12 protein-coding genes are annotated in these 14,950 nt (G+C 67.8%); 6 read left to right on the top strand and 6 right to left on the bottom strand.

From position 1 onward, the window contains the following. Positions 1-182: 182 nt before the first annotated feature. A complete protein-coding gene (locus D105_RS0102095) occupies positions 183-578 on the top strand; it encodes a hypothetical protein (RefSeq protein WP_018865756.1) in 396 nt (131 codons plus the stop codon). A gap of 274 nt (positions 579-852) precedes the next feature. Here the strand turns inward: D105_RS0102095 and D105_RS0102090 are convergent, their stop codons facing one another. Next, the gene (locus tag D105_RS0102090; RefSeq protein WP_026279162.1) at positions 853-1,326 is read right to left on the bottom strand and encodes a YhcB family protein; all 474 of its coding nucleotides are present in this window, start codon (positions 1,324-1,326) and stop codon (positions 853-855) included. A gap of 160 nt (positions 1,327-1,486) precedes the next feature. On the opposite strand from D105_RS0102090, the gene D105_RS0102085 reads away from it, so the two are divergent. Both D105_RS0102085 and D105_RS0102080 read left to right on the top strand, forming a co-directional pair. After that, on the top strand, positions 1,487-2,038 hold the full coding sequence (locus D105_RS0102085; protein WP_018877335.1) for a hypothetical protein: 552 nt from the start codon (positions 1,487-1,489) through the stop codon (positions 2,036-2,038). Between the two features lie 6 nt (positions 2,039-2,044). Then, the gene (locus tag D105_RS0102080) at positions 2,045-2,674 is read left to right on the top strand and encodes a hypothetical protein (protein ID WP_018877334.1); all 630 of its coding nucleotides are present in this window, start codon (positions 2,045-2,047) and stop codon (positions 2,672-2,674) included. Between the two features lie 223 nt (positions 2,675-2,897). Here the strand turns inward: D105_RS0102080 and dacB are convergent, their stop codons facing one another. From dacB to efp, 3 genes are all read right to left on the bottom strand, one after another. Then, positions 2,898-4,298, bottom strand: coding sequence for a D-alanyl-D-alanine carboxypeptidase/D-alanyl-D-alanine-endopeptidase (dacB, locus tag D105_RS0102075; protein ID WP_026142887.1), 1,401 nt, complete (start codon positions 4,296-4,298; stop codon positions 2,898-2,900). A 174-nt stretch (positions 4,299-4,472) separates the two neighbouring features. Beyond that, the gene (gene epmA / locus D105_RS0102070; RefSeq protein ID WP_018877333.1) at positions 4,473-5,438 is read right to left on the bottom strand and encodes an EF-P lysine aminoacylase EpmA; all 966 of its coding nucleotides are present in this window, start codon (positions 5,436-5,438) and stop codon (positions 4,473-4,475) included. Positions 5,439-5,463: 25 nt separating this feature from the next. Continuing rightward, a complete protein-coding gene (gene efp, locus D105_RS0102065; RefSeq protein ID WP_026142888.1) occupies positions 5,464-6,027 on the bottom strand; it encodes an elongation factor P in 564 nt (187 codons plus the stop codon). A 77-nt stretch (positions 6,028-6,104) separates the two neighbouring features. Here efp and epmB point away from each other — a divergent pair, with 77 nt between their 5' ends. The 3 genes from epmB (at position 6,105) to D105_RS0102050 (ending at position 11,226) form a co-directional block, all read left to right on the top strand. Continuing rightward, entirely contained in the window at positions 6,105-7,148 is a 1,044-nt protein-coding gene (epmB, locus tag D105_RS0102060) for an EF-P beta-lysylation protein EpmB (RefSeq protein WP_018877331.1), read from the top strand. 116 nt (positions 7,149-7,264) lie between these two features. Continuing rightward, positions 7,265-9,157, top strand: a complete 1,893-nt coding sequence (locus D105_RS0102055; RefSeq protein ID WP_018877330.1) for a hypothetical protein — start codon at positions 7,265-7,267, stop codon at positions 9,155-9,157. Then, positions 9,154-11,226: an EAL domain-containing protein gene (locus D105_RS0102050; protein ID WP_018877329.1), complete on the top strand. Its 2,073-nt coding sequence runs from the start codon at positions 9,154-9,156 to the stop codon at positions 11,224-11,226. The genes D105_RS0102055 and D105_RS0102050 overlap by 4 nt, the downstream gene beginning before the upstream one ends. A gap of 494 nt (positions 11,227-11,720) precedes the next feature. On the opposite strand, the gene dnaJ is transcribed toward D105_RS0102050, so the two are convergent. Together dnaJ and dnaK are read right to left on the bottom strand one after the other, a co-directional pair. Beyond that, positions 11,721-12,869, bottom strand: a complete 1,149-nt coding sequence (gene dnaJ / locus D105_RS0102045) for a molecular chaperone DnaJ (RefSeq protein WP_018877328.1) — start codon at positions 12,867-12,869, stop codon at positions 11,721-11,723. Between the two features lie 121 nt (positions 12,870-12,990). Continuing rightward, positions 12,991-14,922, bottom strand: coding sequence for a molecular chaperone DnaK (gene dnaK / locus D105_RS0102040; RefSeq protein WP_018877327.1), 1,932 nt, complete (start codon positions 14,920-14,922; stop codon positions 12,991-12,993). Positions 14,923-14,950 lie beyond the last annotated feature (28 nt).

Here is a 14,950-nt window from a genome sequence, read left to right as displayed (position 1 = left end):
GCGTTGCGGTTCCCTTGTGCAGAATGACTGCACGGCAGTCACCGCGCCTTGTTCGCACGCAAAAGCGACTCGAGCGCGGACGTGCGATTCAATCAGCGTCTCCCTAGACGCACGCCCCGGTGCCCTTGGAAACGACGCTTCCGCAGGTCTACACTCCCCGCGCATCCATTAAGGGAAACACTATGAATACCAAGACGTTGCTGGTGATCATCTTCGCCGCCCTGATCGCGCTGGCGGGCTGCCGCGGCACGGTTCCCGTGCAGGACATCAGCGATACCACGGTCACGAATGTCGACGGCGACCGCCCGAGCGCCGAGCAGATGGAACGCGCGATCCGCACCGCCGGGGCTTCGCTGGGCTGGCGCATGGAAGAGGCCGAGCCCGGGCTGCTGGAAGGCCGGCTCAGCCTGCGCGACCACGTCGCCGTGGTGGAGATCCCGTTCGCTGCGGGCGAATACAGCATCCGCTACAAGGACAGCGCCAACCTGAACTACGAAGACGGCAACATCCACCCGAACTACAACAACTGGATCCAGAACCTGGACAACCAGATCCGCGCCCAGATCTCCGCCCTCTGATCCCGCCCCGCGTCGGGCACACCCCGGCGCGGAGGGCTCCAAGGGCAAGGGCCTTTGTTCACCACGAAGCCCACGAAGGCACGAAGAAAACCCGCTCTGAAGAACCGCTACAGGAAGGGGAGAAGGTCGGAAGGACTGCGAGGGCACGCAACCCATGTGTACGTTGCCTTGCGAGCCACCTTCCCGTCTTCGCGTCTTCCTGTGAGCGCTACTCGGCTTTTCTTCGTGCCTTCGTGGGCTTCGTGGTGATAACAGGTTTTTTCAGTAGCGGCGATCAGTCGGGGCGCGGGCGGTCGTCCGGCTTGCGGGGCTCTTCCCCCGAACCCTTGGCGGCGGGCTCGTCGTCCTGGGCGTCCGATTCGTTGGCGCCGCCGGCGGCCTCGCCCGGGCCGGTCCCGTAATCGCGGCGTGTCATGTGCGACAGCAGCTGGCCGGCGCGGTCCTCGAGGCGGTCGCGGGTCGGTTTGTCCGCCAGCTCCTCGGCGCTCTGGGCCAGGTGGTGATAGAGGTCGCGGTAGGACCCGGCCATGGTCGCGAACAACGTGGCCGTGCGGTCGAAGTGGTCGTTGACCTGGCTGCGGTAGCGCGTCAGTTCCTGCATGCGCCGATCCAGTTCCTCTTCCAGCTCGCGGATCAGCTTGCGTTCGTCACTGGTCACGCGGCCCACCCAGAAACCCACCAGGGCGGCGATCACGATGGCCAGGATCCCGAGGGCCACCCACAGCCCCACTGCTGTCTGCTCTTCCACCACGACATCCTCTGCAAATGGAGGGGCCATTGTGCCGCAGGCCCCGGTCGAACGCACTTCCGGGCATGCTAACCTCGCCACAAGAGCGAAGCCGGGTGCGGCTGCTGCGCTGCCCCGACCTCGGTCCGTGCCACCACCGAACGCAAGAGACCGCCACAGCATGCTTGACCCACAACACGCGCAACAGATCCGCCAGGCCCAGGCCGGCCTGATCAACCTGGTGGTCCAGGCCACCCAGAACCCGGAAACCCGCCGCGAGCTGGAGCCGGTCCTGAACCAGGCCCACGAGGCTGGCTGGGGCGAACTGATCCAGCGCATTCGCCGGGTACTCGACGGCGAGCGCGACCCTTCCCTGCTGCAGGGTCTGGACGACGAGGACACGGTGATCCTGACGGCAATCCTCTCCGGGCTGCAGGACCCCTCCACCCTGCCCGACCCGGAGCAAAGCGGCGACCCGGCCCAGGCCGCCCCGGGGCTGGCACAGATGATCCACGGGGCCGCGCATGGTGATGCCCAGTCGCTGCACTGGCTGTCCCAGATGGCCGAGCAGATGAGTCGCGCCGGGGGCGACATGGCGCGGCTCGGCGGCATCACCAAGCGTCTGGTGGACGGCGAGCGCGATCCCGACGTGCTGTGTCGCGGCATGGGCTCGCAAGGCGAATCGCTGGTGCTGTCCATCCTGTCGGAACTGGGCAAGCTCGAACGCCACTGACCCGACATGCGCCGTCGCAGCGACAACGCGGCCCCGCTACGGCGCCGCTTCCGTCTTCCGCCCTGGCTCCTTGCGGTACTCAGTCTGTGGCTGCTGCAGGGCTGCGCGGCCGTGACGCTGCAACCACCGGACGACCCGGAAGGCCCGGTTACCGTGGCCCTGCTGGACCATGGACGACACTCCAGCCTGATCCTGCCAGCCGGGAAACCGGGGGCCTGGCTGCGCTACTCCTACGGCGACTGGGTCTTCTATGTCGAACGCCGGACCGGACCGCTCCAGGGGATCTCCGGGTTGCTCGTACCGACCCGCGCCGCGCTCGGACGCCAGGTACTGACCGGCCACGAGCTCGGGCCATCCACGGTGGGGCAACTTCGGGTACCACTGGCGGACTTTTACCTGCTGACGGTTCCGGGGGCACGAGTCGAGGTCCTGCGCGACGAGCTGGAAGGCATCTGGCAAGCGGGATACGACGAACGCAAGACCTCGCCGGAATGGGACATGGCCTTCGTCGAGCATCCGGAGGCCTACACCCTGCGCAACAACTCCAATCGCATGGTCGCGCGCTGGCTGACGGCGCTGGACGTCGAAGTCTCCCGCGCGCCGATCCTGTCCAACTGGCAGACCGAGTTCCCCTGAGTTCGCAAGGCACTTTTCACCACGAAGCACACGAAGGCACGAAGAAACCCGCAAGAGCATTTACAGGAAGATGCGAAGGTCAGCAGGGGGCGAGAGGGTGCGCAATCCTTGTGGCTTGCGCACCCTTTCAGGAATCTTCCGATCTTCGCGTCTTCCTGTTGGCGCTTTCTGGATTTTCTTCGTGTCTTCGTGTGCTTCGTGGTGAACAAACGGGGTGCACCCGTCAGAGGTCGTGGGCCCACTCGAGGACGGCATCCTGCAGGTTGCGCCCCATGCCGCGGTGGGCACGTGGGTCGTTGACCAGCACGACCACCGCCAGATCATCGCCACCCCGCGTCCGCACATAGCCGGCCACCGCGGAGACCTCGTTCAGATGCCCGGTCTTCAGGTGCATCTGCCCGCGCAGGTCGCGCTGGCTGCCATTGCGGAAGCGGTTGCGCAGGGTCCCGTCCAGGCCGGCCAGAGCCAGGGAGGACTGGAACTCCGGGCGGTGCGGGTGCTGCCAGCCCGCCTCCAGGATGCCGCCGAGCTGCCGCGCGGTCATCCGGGTATCGCGGCTGAGTCCGGAACCGTTGTCGACCACCATGCCACCGACTTCGACCCCCAACCCGCGCAGGGATTCCAGCAGGGCCTGCTGCCCCTTCTCCAGCGTGGCAGGCGGCGTGAAATGCCGCGCCCCCAGGGTCAGCAGCAGATGGCGGGTCATCACATTGGAGCTCCACTTGTTGGAGACCCGAATCAGATCCGCCAGCGGCCGCGAGGTGTGGCGCAGGATCGGTTCGTCATACAGCACCGGTAGCACGCCCGGGCGGATATCGCCGGTTAACTCGCCGCCCCACTGCGACCAGTGCAGACGGAACATCTCGGCGTGATTGGCCTCCGGCGCCAGGACCGAGCGCAGCAGTTCGTAGTCGCCACAGTTGACCGGGTATTCCCCGGCCAGGGTTACGCGCTGCGCCTCCGGGTCGGCGTCAAAGCGGATCCCGCGCTGCCAGGCCCCGCAGCTTCCGCGCGTCGGCTGCAGGCGATTCACGAGTTCCAGCCCCGGCAGCGGCGGGTCCACGGTCACGTCGATCCCGCTTCCATGCCGTTCCGGGCGCACACGAAAGCGCTGCGCGCTGGCATTCACGTGCAGGGCATAGGGCAGCTGGTTGTAGGCCCGCAGCGGCTGGTCGTTGAAGCCAGACGGATCACCGGGCGGCAGCTCGAAATGCGAGGCGTCGAGGATCACGTTCCCGTCGATGCGCTGCAGCCCGGTCTGGCGCAACTGGCCCAGCATGCGCCAGTGCTCCTCGCTGACCATCCCGGGATCGCCGGTGCCCCGGATCACCAGGTCCCCCCGCAGCACGCCGTCGCGCACCGGGCGCGTCGCCCAGACCTCGGTGGTCCAGGTGTAGTCCGGTCCCAGCTCGTGGAGGGCCGCCAGCGAGGTCGCCAGCTTGATGGTCGAGGCCGGGTTGTACGGCTGGTCCACGTTGAGTCGCGCGAGCACCGCGCCATCGGACATCCGCTGGACCCACAACCCGACGTTCTCCGGCGGCAGGCGCTGGCTCTCGATCGCACGCTGCAACGGCTGCGGGAGGTGTTCGAACTGCGCCTGTGTCGCCAGCGGCGCAAGCCACAGCGACAGTATCAGACACAGGCCAATGGCCCATCCGGAACCAACCGGAACAGGGCCAGGGCGGCGCGGAAAAAGACGAGGGGGCATAGGGGTCCGACCATCCTGCAAACGTGCGGGGCAACAGCCCCTATAGTGTGCCGGCGCCCCCGCCGGGACAAGCCCTCCGGACGGACGACGTCACGCCCTGGACCAGGGAAAATCGACCACCTGGTCGATCCTGGAGACGCCCAGCAACTGCATCAGCAATCGGTCCACGCCCAGGGCCACGCCCGCGCAGTCCGGCAGTCCGGATTCCAGTGCCGCCTCCAGATGGCGATCCACAGGTGGAAGCGGCTGGCCCCGGGCACGGCGCAGGACGATGTCCCGGGCGCGGCGCTGACGGAAGACCTCCGGGTCGGTCAGTTCGTGGTAGCCGTTGGCCAGCTCCAGCCCCCCCCAGTAGAGCTCGAAACGGGCGGCATAGCCCGGGCGTTCGGCACAGGGGCGCGCGAGCACAGCCTGACTCTCGGGATAGTCATGAAGGATGGTCAGCCGGTCCGGCGGGAAGCCGGGGGCAATCACCAGACTGATCAGGGCGTCCAGCCAGCCGTCCCGGTCCAGTTCTCCGCCCACCGTGAGCCCGTGCGCCGCCGCGACCCGCTCCAGCCCCGCGGCATCCGCCGCGAGCGGATCCACCCCCAGAGTGGTCTGAAACAGGTCCGCGTAGGCGATCTCCTCGCAACCCCGCGGCGCGCGCCATTCGGGGGACAGCCCCGCCTGGTCCGCGATCAGCGCAACCACCTCGCGCGCCAGCGCCCGGTGGTCCAGCCCGTGGCGATACCACTCCAGCAGGGTGAATTCAGGGTTATGGCGTAGTCCCGACTCACCCGCGCGGAAGACCCGGGCGATCTGATAGATGTCCGGGGCGCCATCCGCCAGCAGGCGCTTCATCGGGTATTCCGGCGAAGTCTGCAGGAAGCCCCGCGCCCCATCGGGGGCTTGCGCCTCCCAGCTCTCCACCATCGGGTCCTGGGGCGCGCCCCGGCCGAGGACCGGGGTCTCGACCTCGAGCACCCCGCGCGCCGCGAAGAACGCCCGCAGCCCGGCCAGCAGGCGCGCACGCGCCATCCGGGCCGGCGCCGCACCCGGCCGCCAGTCGCTCATCTCGTGGAGGCCGGCAGGATCGGGATCAGACGCGCGAGACGTATTCGCCGTTGCGGGTATCCACCCGCACCGTCTCGCCTTCCTCGACGAACAGCGGGACCTTGACCACCGCACCGCTCTCCAGCGTGGCCGGCTTGGTGCCGCCCTGTGCAGTGTCGCCACGGACACCGGGGTCGCATTCGGTGATCTTCATCTCGACGAAGGACGGCGGCACCACCGACAGCGGCTCGCCATTCCACAGGGTCACGGTGCAGACATCCTGTTCCTTCAGCCACTGGCCGGCATCGCCCAGCGCGGCCTCGCCCACGGCGTACTGCTCGAAGCTGTCCGGCACCATGAAGTGCCAGAACTCGCCGTCGTTGTAGAGGTACTGCATCTCGGTGTCCATCACGTCGGCGGCCTCCACCGACTCGCCGGACTTGAAGGTCTTCTCCAGCACCCGGCCGGTGCGCAGGTTGCGCAGCTTGACCCGGTTGAAGGCCTGCCCCTTTCCCGGCTTGACGAACTCGTTCTCGACGATGGCCTGCGGATCGCCGTCCAGCAGGAGCTTGAGACCGGCCTTGAATTCGTTGGTACTGTAGGTTGCCATTGCGTGCTGTTCCTCGAAAAAACGTTGCGCGAGCATACGGCCCCGTCCGGAAACGATCCATGCCCACAAAGCCCGTCATGATAACGCGCGAGCCGCACGGAACCCAGCCACCCGCGCCGCGCGCAACCCCGGCCTGGCAGCAGGCGCTGGCGCGCGCGATCGACAACCCCGACACCCTGGCCGCACGCCTGGAACTGCCGCGCGCGGCGCTGCCGGGCATGCAGGCCGGGCACCGGCTGTTCCGCACCCGCATCCCGGAGAGCTACCTGGCGCGGATCCACCCGGGCGACCCGCGCGATCCCCTGCTGCTGCAGGCCCTGCCGGATGCGCGCGAGGCGCTGGAGTCCCCGGGGTTCGTCAGCGATCCGGTCGGCGACCACGACGCCCTGGCCGCACCCGGTGTGGTGCACAAGTACCGCGGCCGCGTGCTGCTGCTGACGACCGGGGCCTGTGCCATCCACTGCCGTTACTGCTTCCGCCGCGAGTTCGACTACGCCGACCACAACCCCGCGCGGGACGACTGGGCGCCCGCACTGGAGTACATCGCGGCGAACCCGGACATCCGCGAGGTCATCCTCAGCGGGGGCGACCCGCTGAGCCTGTCCGACACCCGCCTCGCCCGGCTCGCGGAGCGCCTTGCAGGGATCCCGCACCTCGAGCGCCTGCGCATCCACACACGTCTTCCGGTGGTACTGCCGGAACGGGTGGACGACCGCCTGCTCGCCTGGCTCGGCCAGGGGCGCCTGCAGCACATCCTGGTCCTGCATGCGAACCACCCCCGCGAATTCGCCGCACCCGCCGACGCTGCGTTGCAGCGCCTGCGCGGCGCGGGCGTCACACTGCTCAACCAGGCGGTCCTGCTGGCCGGCATCAACGACGATGCCGAGACCCTGATCGAACTGCAGGAGGCGGGCTTTCGCCTGGGGGTGCTGCCCTACTACCTGCACCAGCTCGACCGCACCCGTGGCACGGCCCATTTCGAGGTATCGGACGCGCGGGCCGGCGAACTCTATCGCGACCTCCATGCCCGCCTGCCGGGCTACCTGGTCCCGCGCCTGGCACGCGAGATCCCCGGGGAACCCGGCAAGACCCTGCGGACACCGTGGTCCGGGCGTGAATGAAGGTCCGGGCCACCCACACCAATTGCACGGTTTGCTGCTAAAGTACCGCCAGATCCGGGGCTGAAGCGAACACCCCGGGGCCCACGCAACCGGCTCAGCGACCACTGGACACGCCCATGCTGCAAGCCCTGCCCGAGCTGCCCGCCCATCCGGCCAGTCCCGACAGCTTCCCCCACCAGACGCCGCAAGCCCTGCGGGCCTGGTGCGCCGAGCTGCCCGGCAGCGAACCCGAACTCGGCATCCAGCGACTCCGCGAGGCCCTCGACGGACTCAATGCGGTCGCCCTGCACCCCGGCACGCGCACCACGCTGGTCGCCATTCTGGAAGACCATCTCCTGCCCCTGCTGCCCGGCATGGAGCGTCTGTTACGCCAGCGGCCCCTTCCGCTGGGCCGGCGCAGTCGCGATCGCGCGGAGGCCCTTGGGGCGGCCTTGCGCGCCCTGCTCACCGCCGAGTTGCTGGTCGCGCGCGAGCGGCTCGACGAAGGGAACACCCAGCACGCGGACCGCCTGACTGCCCCCCTTCAGGCCGCGGTCGCGCTGCTGGGCGCGCTCGGTGTCCACCACTGGCGACTGTATCAGGACGTGCCGCCCGGCCAGTGGCAGCAACTCTATGACCTGCTGCGCCTGGCGCGCGCACAGCACATCGCCGACCAAGCCCCGGCCATCGACAAGCGCTTCGGCCCGGTCGAGCTGGACCGCATCGAGACCATGAGCGCGCGCATCATGGTGCTCGGAAGCACCGATCCGAACGCCCTCAAGATGGGCGAGATGGACTTGCTGGCCCGCTGGGCCAACTCGATTGCCGTCGCCTGCGCCGCCACACCCGATCCGAATCAGCACCCCGAAATGCCCGTGTTGCGCTGCGACCTCGAGCGCGACCATGCGCCGGGACTGGTCCTGCGCGACCAGCCCGCCGGCGACCTGCCCTGCTTCGTGGAGCTGGGCCCGGCCCTGGCCGCACTGCGCGACGCCCCGGAAAACCTCGAGCCGGTGCAGACCGGCAATGCACAGGCCCTGGCCGAGCATCTCCTGCGCCTGTGGTCGCACCTGCCCACCCGGCGGCACAGTCGCGAGCGCGCGGGCGACCTGCAGCAGGTCTGCGTCATGGGACTGGAACGCATCCATGACTTTCTGCTGGCGGAGATGGAGCGTCGCCGTGACGCCAGCGCCCGGGAACTCGACACGGACGAGAACGGCGAGGCCGGCCTGAAGTCCGTGCAGCAGCGTGATCGCGGCGTCAGCGTCTTCGAGATGTCGCCCGCGGCACTGCGGGGGTCGGATCTCGCTCTGGTCGACAGCCCGCCCGCCGCCGGTCGCGACAGCGATCTCCGGCCGCTCGCGGACGACACCCCCGGCCCCGCCGCGACCGCCTGGGAAGACGTCGGGCGCGGCCTCGAGATCGCCGGCCACGACGAACCGACAGGGCCCATCACCAAGCGCCACCCTCCGGAACACTGGCAGGTGGACGACATCGGCGCCGGGGGCGTCCGCCTGTGCCTGGACGCACCACAGCAGCCCTTGTTGATTGGCGACCTGGTCGGGCTGCGCGCCGTGGACGGCCACCGCTGGACGGTCGGGGTGCTGCGCTGGATTCGCTTCGACGATCAGGTCGGCGAACGCATCAGCATCGGCGTGGAGTTCCTTGCCAATCGCTGCCTCCCCATGCAGATCCAGGATTTTCGCAACGGGGTCGCCGCCGGGGTCCCGCAGCCGGGCCTGTTTGCGCCACAACGAACGGATGCCGACGGGGCCGCCCTGTTTCTGCCGGCCCAGGTCTTCGACCACGAAAAACGGGTGGTCTGCTGGCTGAACGACCGCGCCCGCGTTCTGGAACTGGACAGCGAGCGCACGGGGACTACCCTGTTCACCGAGGTGGGCTGCCGCATGACTGCGCTCGAGGTCGGCAGCCCGACCGCGGAATCCCCCGGCACGGAGGCGGACCCCGGCCTCGCGAATGACAACGGACTGTCCCTCACCACCCGCAACCGCGACGACCAGGCCCCATGAACGAGACCATTCGTACCCTCTTCGTTACCAGTAATCCGAACCGGGCGGAAGAGGTCATCAGCAGCATCCGAACCCGCGGCAGTGCGATCCGCCCGGAGCAGGTTTCGACCACCGACGCCCTCGCCGAGGCGCTGGAGAACCGGCGCTTCGACGTGATCGTACTGATCGAACCCGGCCTGAGCCTGGCCCGCGAGCACGTGGACGAGGCCCAGCATGCCTCCGGCCGGCGGATCCCGGTCGTGATCCTGACCGAACGCCCGGAAGCGGAACGCGTGGATGACTACGAGGCCGGTGCGTACGCGGTGGTGGATCACGAACTGCACGAACTGGCCAGCCTCCTCACCATTCGCGCCGCCGAACAGTTCCAGCTGCGCCAGCGACTGGGTCGCATGGACGCGTCGCTGCAGGAGTCCGAGCGCCGCTGCCAGCTGTTGCTGGACAACTCGCGCGACGCCATCGCCTACGTCCACGAGGGCATGCACATCTACGCCAACGCCTCCTGGCGCGAACGCTTCGGCATCGGCGACCCGGAGGACGTCGATGGCCTGCCGCTGATGGATCTGGTCGCGCCGGAGAGCCGCGACGAACTGAAGGGGCTGCTGCGACGCTTCCAGAACGGCGAGGAGGGCGACCAGACCCATCAGGCCTTCCAGCTGCAGGCCTTCGACGGCACCCCGTTCGAGGCCAACCTGCGCCTCTCCACCGCCAGCGTCGAGGGCGAGGCCTGTACCCAGGTCCTGCTGGATTCGGCCCAGGAGGACCCGGAACTGGCGGAGAAGATCGATTACCTGTCGCAGCGCGATCTGGTCACTGGCCTCTACAACCGCCAGCACTTCACCGGCATGATCGAGACCGCGCAGGGCCAGGCCGCGCAGTCGGAGAAGCCCTTCGCCCTGATCACGCTGGCGGTGGACCGCTTCGCGGAAATTCGCGCCAACGTCGGGATGTCCGCCAGCGACCTGCTGCTGGCCGACATCGGCAAGCTGATCGAGGACCAGTTCCCCGAGCCGGCCATCACCGCGCGCCTGGAGGCCGAGCACTTCGGCATCCTGGTGCCGGATACCCGCCGCAACGAGGTGGAGAGCCGCGTCCACGGTCTGATGGAGGCGGTCACCGGGCGCGTGTTCGAGCTCGGCAACGCCTCCACCAACTGCACCCTGTCCGCCGGCATCGTGATCGCCGACGAGACTGCGGTGGATACCGAGGAGCTACTGTCGCAGGCCGACCGCGCACTGCAGGAAGCGGTGGAAGCCGGCGGCGGGACCCACTGCTTCTTCCGCCCGGCCGAGGGCGAGATGACCCAGGCACAGGCCGACCAGCAATGGCGGCTACGCATCCAGGACGCCCTCGATCACGACCGTCTGGAGCTGCTGTACCAACCGATCGTGAACCTGCACGGGGCCGACCGGGCGCGCTATTCGGTGTTCGTGCGGCTGCGCGATGCCGAGGGTCATATCCACGAACCGGAGGCCTTCCTGCCCAGCGCCGAGCGCACGGAGATGGCCCAGCCCATCGACCGCTGGATCCTGAAGACCGCCCTGGGCGTCCTCGCGGAACAGCTGAAGAAGGACCCCGGTACCCAGTTCTTCCTCAAGCTGACCAATGGCTCGCTCGGCGATCCCTCGGTGGTCAGCTGGCTGCACGACGACCTGCACGCCCTGCGCATCCCCGCCGACAACGTGGTGGTGGAGCTGAAGGAACCCACCGTGGTAACCCACCTGAAGCCGGCGATCCACGTGGCCCGGGGCCTGCAGGAGATGCACGGCCACCTGTGCATCGACGACTTCGGCAACGGCCTGAACCCGTTCCAGTTGCTGCAGCACCTGGAGGCGGACCACATCAAGCTGGACCCGTCGTATGTGAAGAACCTGGCCGAGAGCGAGGAGAATCAGCAGCTGATCCGCGAGCATACCGAGGCCGCGCACGCCAAGGGCAAGCAGGTGATCGTGCCGTATGTCGAGGACGCCAGTGTGCTCGCCGTGCTCTACAGCCTGAACGTCAACCTCGTGCAGGGCTACTTCCTGCAGGCGCCGATGCCGGCCCCCACCTTCGACTTCGCCTCAACCTGAGCCCCGCGCGCCCTCACTCCATTTTTCACCACAGAGCGCACAGAGAGAACACGGAGAACGGCAAAGGACTGTTCACCACGAAGCACACGAAGGCACGAAGAACATCCTGTGCGGGTTCTTGAACATAGGGCGAGTCGTGGCGGTCAACGTTCCCGTATCCGACACGACACTGACCACGAGCACTCACCCACAATCCCTGCCTTTCTCCGTGAACCCTGTGGCCTGCGTGGTGACCCCGCCCTCAGTCTTTCCTTCGTGTCTTCGTGCGCTTCGTGGTCAGCCAACCGCCCTTGACCTGACACACCGGAACCGCCTGTCCCTGATGCACCCCCAACGCTCAGAAGGCCGCGTTGCCACGAGCACAGGTGCGGGAATCACCACGCGGCAAGAGGGAGCCCGCGAGTGAGCGGTCGGGGCTGGCCGTCGTTCTAACGCAACAGGCCGCGGTTTACGCCGGGGCCTGTGCGGAACCGCGAACGCGTTTCGGGAAGGGGCTATTTCGACCAGAAGTTCAGGTCCTCGAAGAAGCCCTTCACCCCGTCCACCCAGGACTGCGCCTGCGGACTGTGCTTGGTCCCACCGGCCTGAGTGGATTCCTCGAACTGGCGCAGGAGCTGCTTCTGCTCCTTGGTCAGGTTGATCGGCGTCTCCACCACCACGCGGCAGATCAGGTCGCCGACGGCACCGCCGTGCACCGACTTCACGCCCTTGCCGCTGACCCGGAACTGCTTGCCGGTCTGCGTCTCCGCGGGGACCTTCAGCTTGACCCGGCCGTCCAGCGACGGGACCTCCAGCTCGCCGCCAAGGGCGGCGGTCGCGAACGACACCGGCACCTCGCAGTGCAGGTCCGAGCCCTCGCGCCGGAACAGCTTGTGCGGCTTCACCCGCACCTGCACGTAGAGATCACCCGGCGGACCGCCATTCATGCCGGCCTCGCCCTGGCCGGCCAGACGGATGCGATCGCCCGAGTCCACACCGGCCGGGATCTTCACGTCCAGCGTGTTCTGCTCCTGCACCCGACCCTTGCCGTGGCAGGACTTGCAGGGGCTGGAGACGATCTTGCCGGAGCCCTCGCAGCGCGGGCAGGTCTGCTGCACCGAGAAGAAGCCCTGCTGGATGCGTACCTGCCCGACCCCGTTGCAGGTCGGGCAGGTCTCCGGCGAAGTCCCCGGTTCGGCGCCGGAGCCGTCGCAGGCCTCGCAGGACACCGTGGTCGGGATGCGAATCTTGACCTCGGTGCCGAACACGGCTTCCTCGAGCGTCAGGTCCAGGTTGTACTGCAGGTCGGAGCCCCGGTAGGCGCGCTGACCGCGGCCGCCTCCACCACCCCCGAAGATATCGCCAAAGATATCCTCGAAGATGTCGCTGAAGTTGGAGGTCCCGGCCCCGCCGCCGAAGCCGCCGGCCGAACCGTCCACGCCGGCATGGCCATAGCGGTCGTAGGCCGCACGCTTCTGATCGTCGCTGAGGACGTCGTAGGCGGCGCGCGCCTCCTTGAACTTGGCCTCGGCCTCCTCGTCCCCCGGGTTGCGGTCGGGGTGGTACTTCATTGCCAGGCGGCGAAAGGCCTTCTTGATATCGGCGGCCGAGGCGTCCTTGGCGACGCCCAGCACCTCGTAATAGTCGCGTTGTGACATGGTCATTTCCAGGTAGATCGTTCGCGCGAACGCGGAGTGCCTTCACGCAAACGCCCGGAGGTACCGTGTACCCCGGGCGTGGCGTGTGGTCGAAGTCCGGCGGCGCCAAGGCGCCGCCGGACGGGCATCAGCCCTGCTTCTTCTGGTCGTCGTCGACTTCCTCGAACTCGGCGTCCACCACATCGTCGCCCTGCTGGCCGTTGTCGGCCTGCTCGGCACCGGCCTCGCCCGCGGCGTCCGCGCCCTGGGCATAGGCCTTCTCGGCCAGCTTGCCGGAGGCCTCGGCCAGCTTCTGCGTGGCCTGTTCGATGGCGTCGGCGTCCTCGCCTTCCATCGCGGTCTTGACCTCGGCCACGGCCGACTCGATCGCGGAGCGCTCGTCGTCGGAGACCTGGTCGCCCAGATCCTTCAGCGACTTCTCGGCGGAGTGCACCAGGGCATCGGCCTGGTTGCGTGCCTGGACCAGCTGCTGGAACTTCTTGTCTTCCTCGGCATGCGCCTCGGCGTCCTTGACCATCTGTTCGACTTCCTCGTCGGACAGACCGGAGGAGGCCTTGATGACGATCTTGTTCTCCTTGCCGGTGGCCTTGTCCTTGGCCGAGACGTTCAGGATGCCGTTGGAGTCGATGTCGAAGGTGACCTCGATCTGCGGCACACCGCGCGGCGCGGCCGGGATGTCCTGCAGGTCGAAGCGACCCAGCGACTTGTTGGCGCTGGCCATGTCGCGCTCGCCCTGCAGCACGTGCACGGTCACCGCGGTCTGGTTGTCCTCGGCGGTGGAGAACACCTGGTTGGCCCGGGTCGGGATGGTGGTGTTCTTCTCGATCAGCTTGGTCATCACGCCGCCCATCGTCTCGATGCCGAGCGACAGCGGGGTCACGTCCAGCAGCAGCACGTCCTTCACGTCGCCACCCAGCACACCGGCCTGCACGGCGGCGCCGACGGCAACGGCCTCGTCCGGGTTCACGTCCTTGCGCGGCTCCTTGCCGAAGAACTCCTGCACCGCTTCCTGCACCTTGGGCATGCGGGTCTGGCCGCCGACGAGAATCACGTCGTCCACCTCGGAGGCGGACAGGCCGGCGTCCTTCAGCGCAACCTTGCACGGCTCGATGGAGCGCTTGACCAGGTCCTCGACCAGGCTCTCCAGCTTGGCGCGGGTGATCTTCAGCGCCAGGTGCTTCGGCCCGGTGTTGTCGGCCGTGATGTACGGCAGGTTGACCTCGGTCTGCTGGCTGGAGGACAGCTCGATCTTGGCCTTCTCGGCGGCCTCCTTCACGCGCTGCATCGCCAGCGGATCGCCCTTGATGTCGATGCCCTGGTCCTTCTTGAACTCGTCGACCAGGTAGTCGATCAGGCGATTGTCGAAGTCCTCGCCACCCAGGAAGGTGTCGCCGTTGGTCGCCAGCACCTCGAACTGGTGCTCGCCGTCCACCTCGGCGATCTCGATGATCGAGACGTCGAAGGTACCGCCACCCAGGTCATACACGGCGATCTTGCGATCCCCGCGCTGCTTGTCCATGCCGTAGGCCAGCGCGGCCGCGGTCGGCTCGTTGATGATGCGCTTGACCTCGAGCCCGGCGATCTTGCCGGCGTCCTTGGTCGCCTGACGCTGGGAGTCGTTGAAGTAGGCCGGGACGGTGATCACCGCTTCGGTGACCTCCTCCCCGAGGTAGTCCTCGGCGGTCTTCTTCATCTTCTGCAGCACGCGCGCGGAGATCTCCGGCGGGGCCATCTTCTTGCCCTGCACCTCGATCCACGCATCGCCGTTGTCGGCCTTCACGATGCTGTAGGAGACGAGCTTGATGTCCTTCTGGACCTCGCCTTCGTCGAACTTGCGGCCGATCAGTCGCTTGGCCGCAAACACGGTGTTCTGCGGGTTGGTGACCGCCTGGCGCTTCGCGGACTGGCCGACCAGCACCTCGCCGTCGTCACTGAACGCGACGATGGACGGGGTGGTGCGGGTGCCTTCCGCGTTCTCGATGACCTTGGCCTGGTCGCCTTCCATCACGGCGACGCAGGAGTTGGTGGTCCCGAGGTCGATACCGATGATCTTGCCCATGATTGAAATCTCCTGATGCGAAAAAGTG

It is taken from the genome of Thioalkalivibrio sp. ALE28, from assembly GCF_000377425.1.
Lineage (GTDB): Bacteria > Pseudomonadota > Gammaproteobacteria > Ectothiorhodospirales > Ectothiorhodospiraceae > Thioalkalivibrio.
This window is presented reverse-complemented; position numbering and strand designations above follow the sequence as displayed.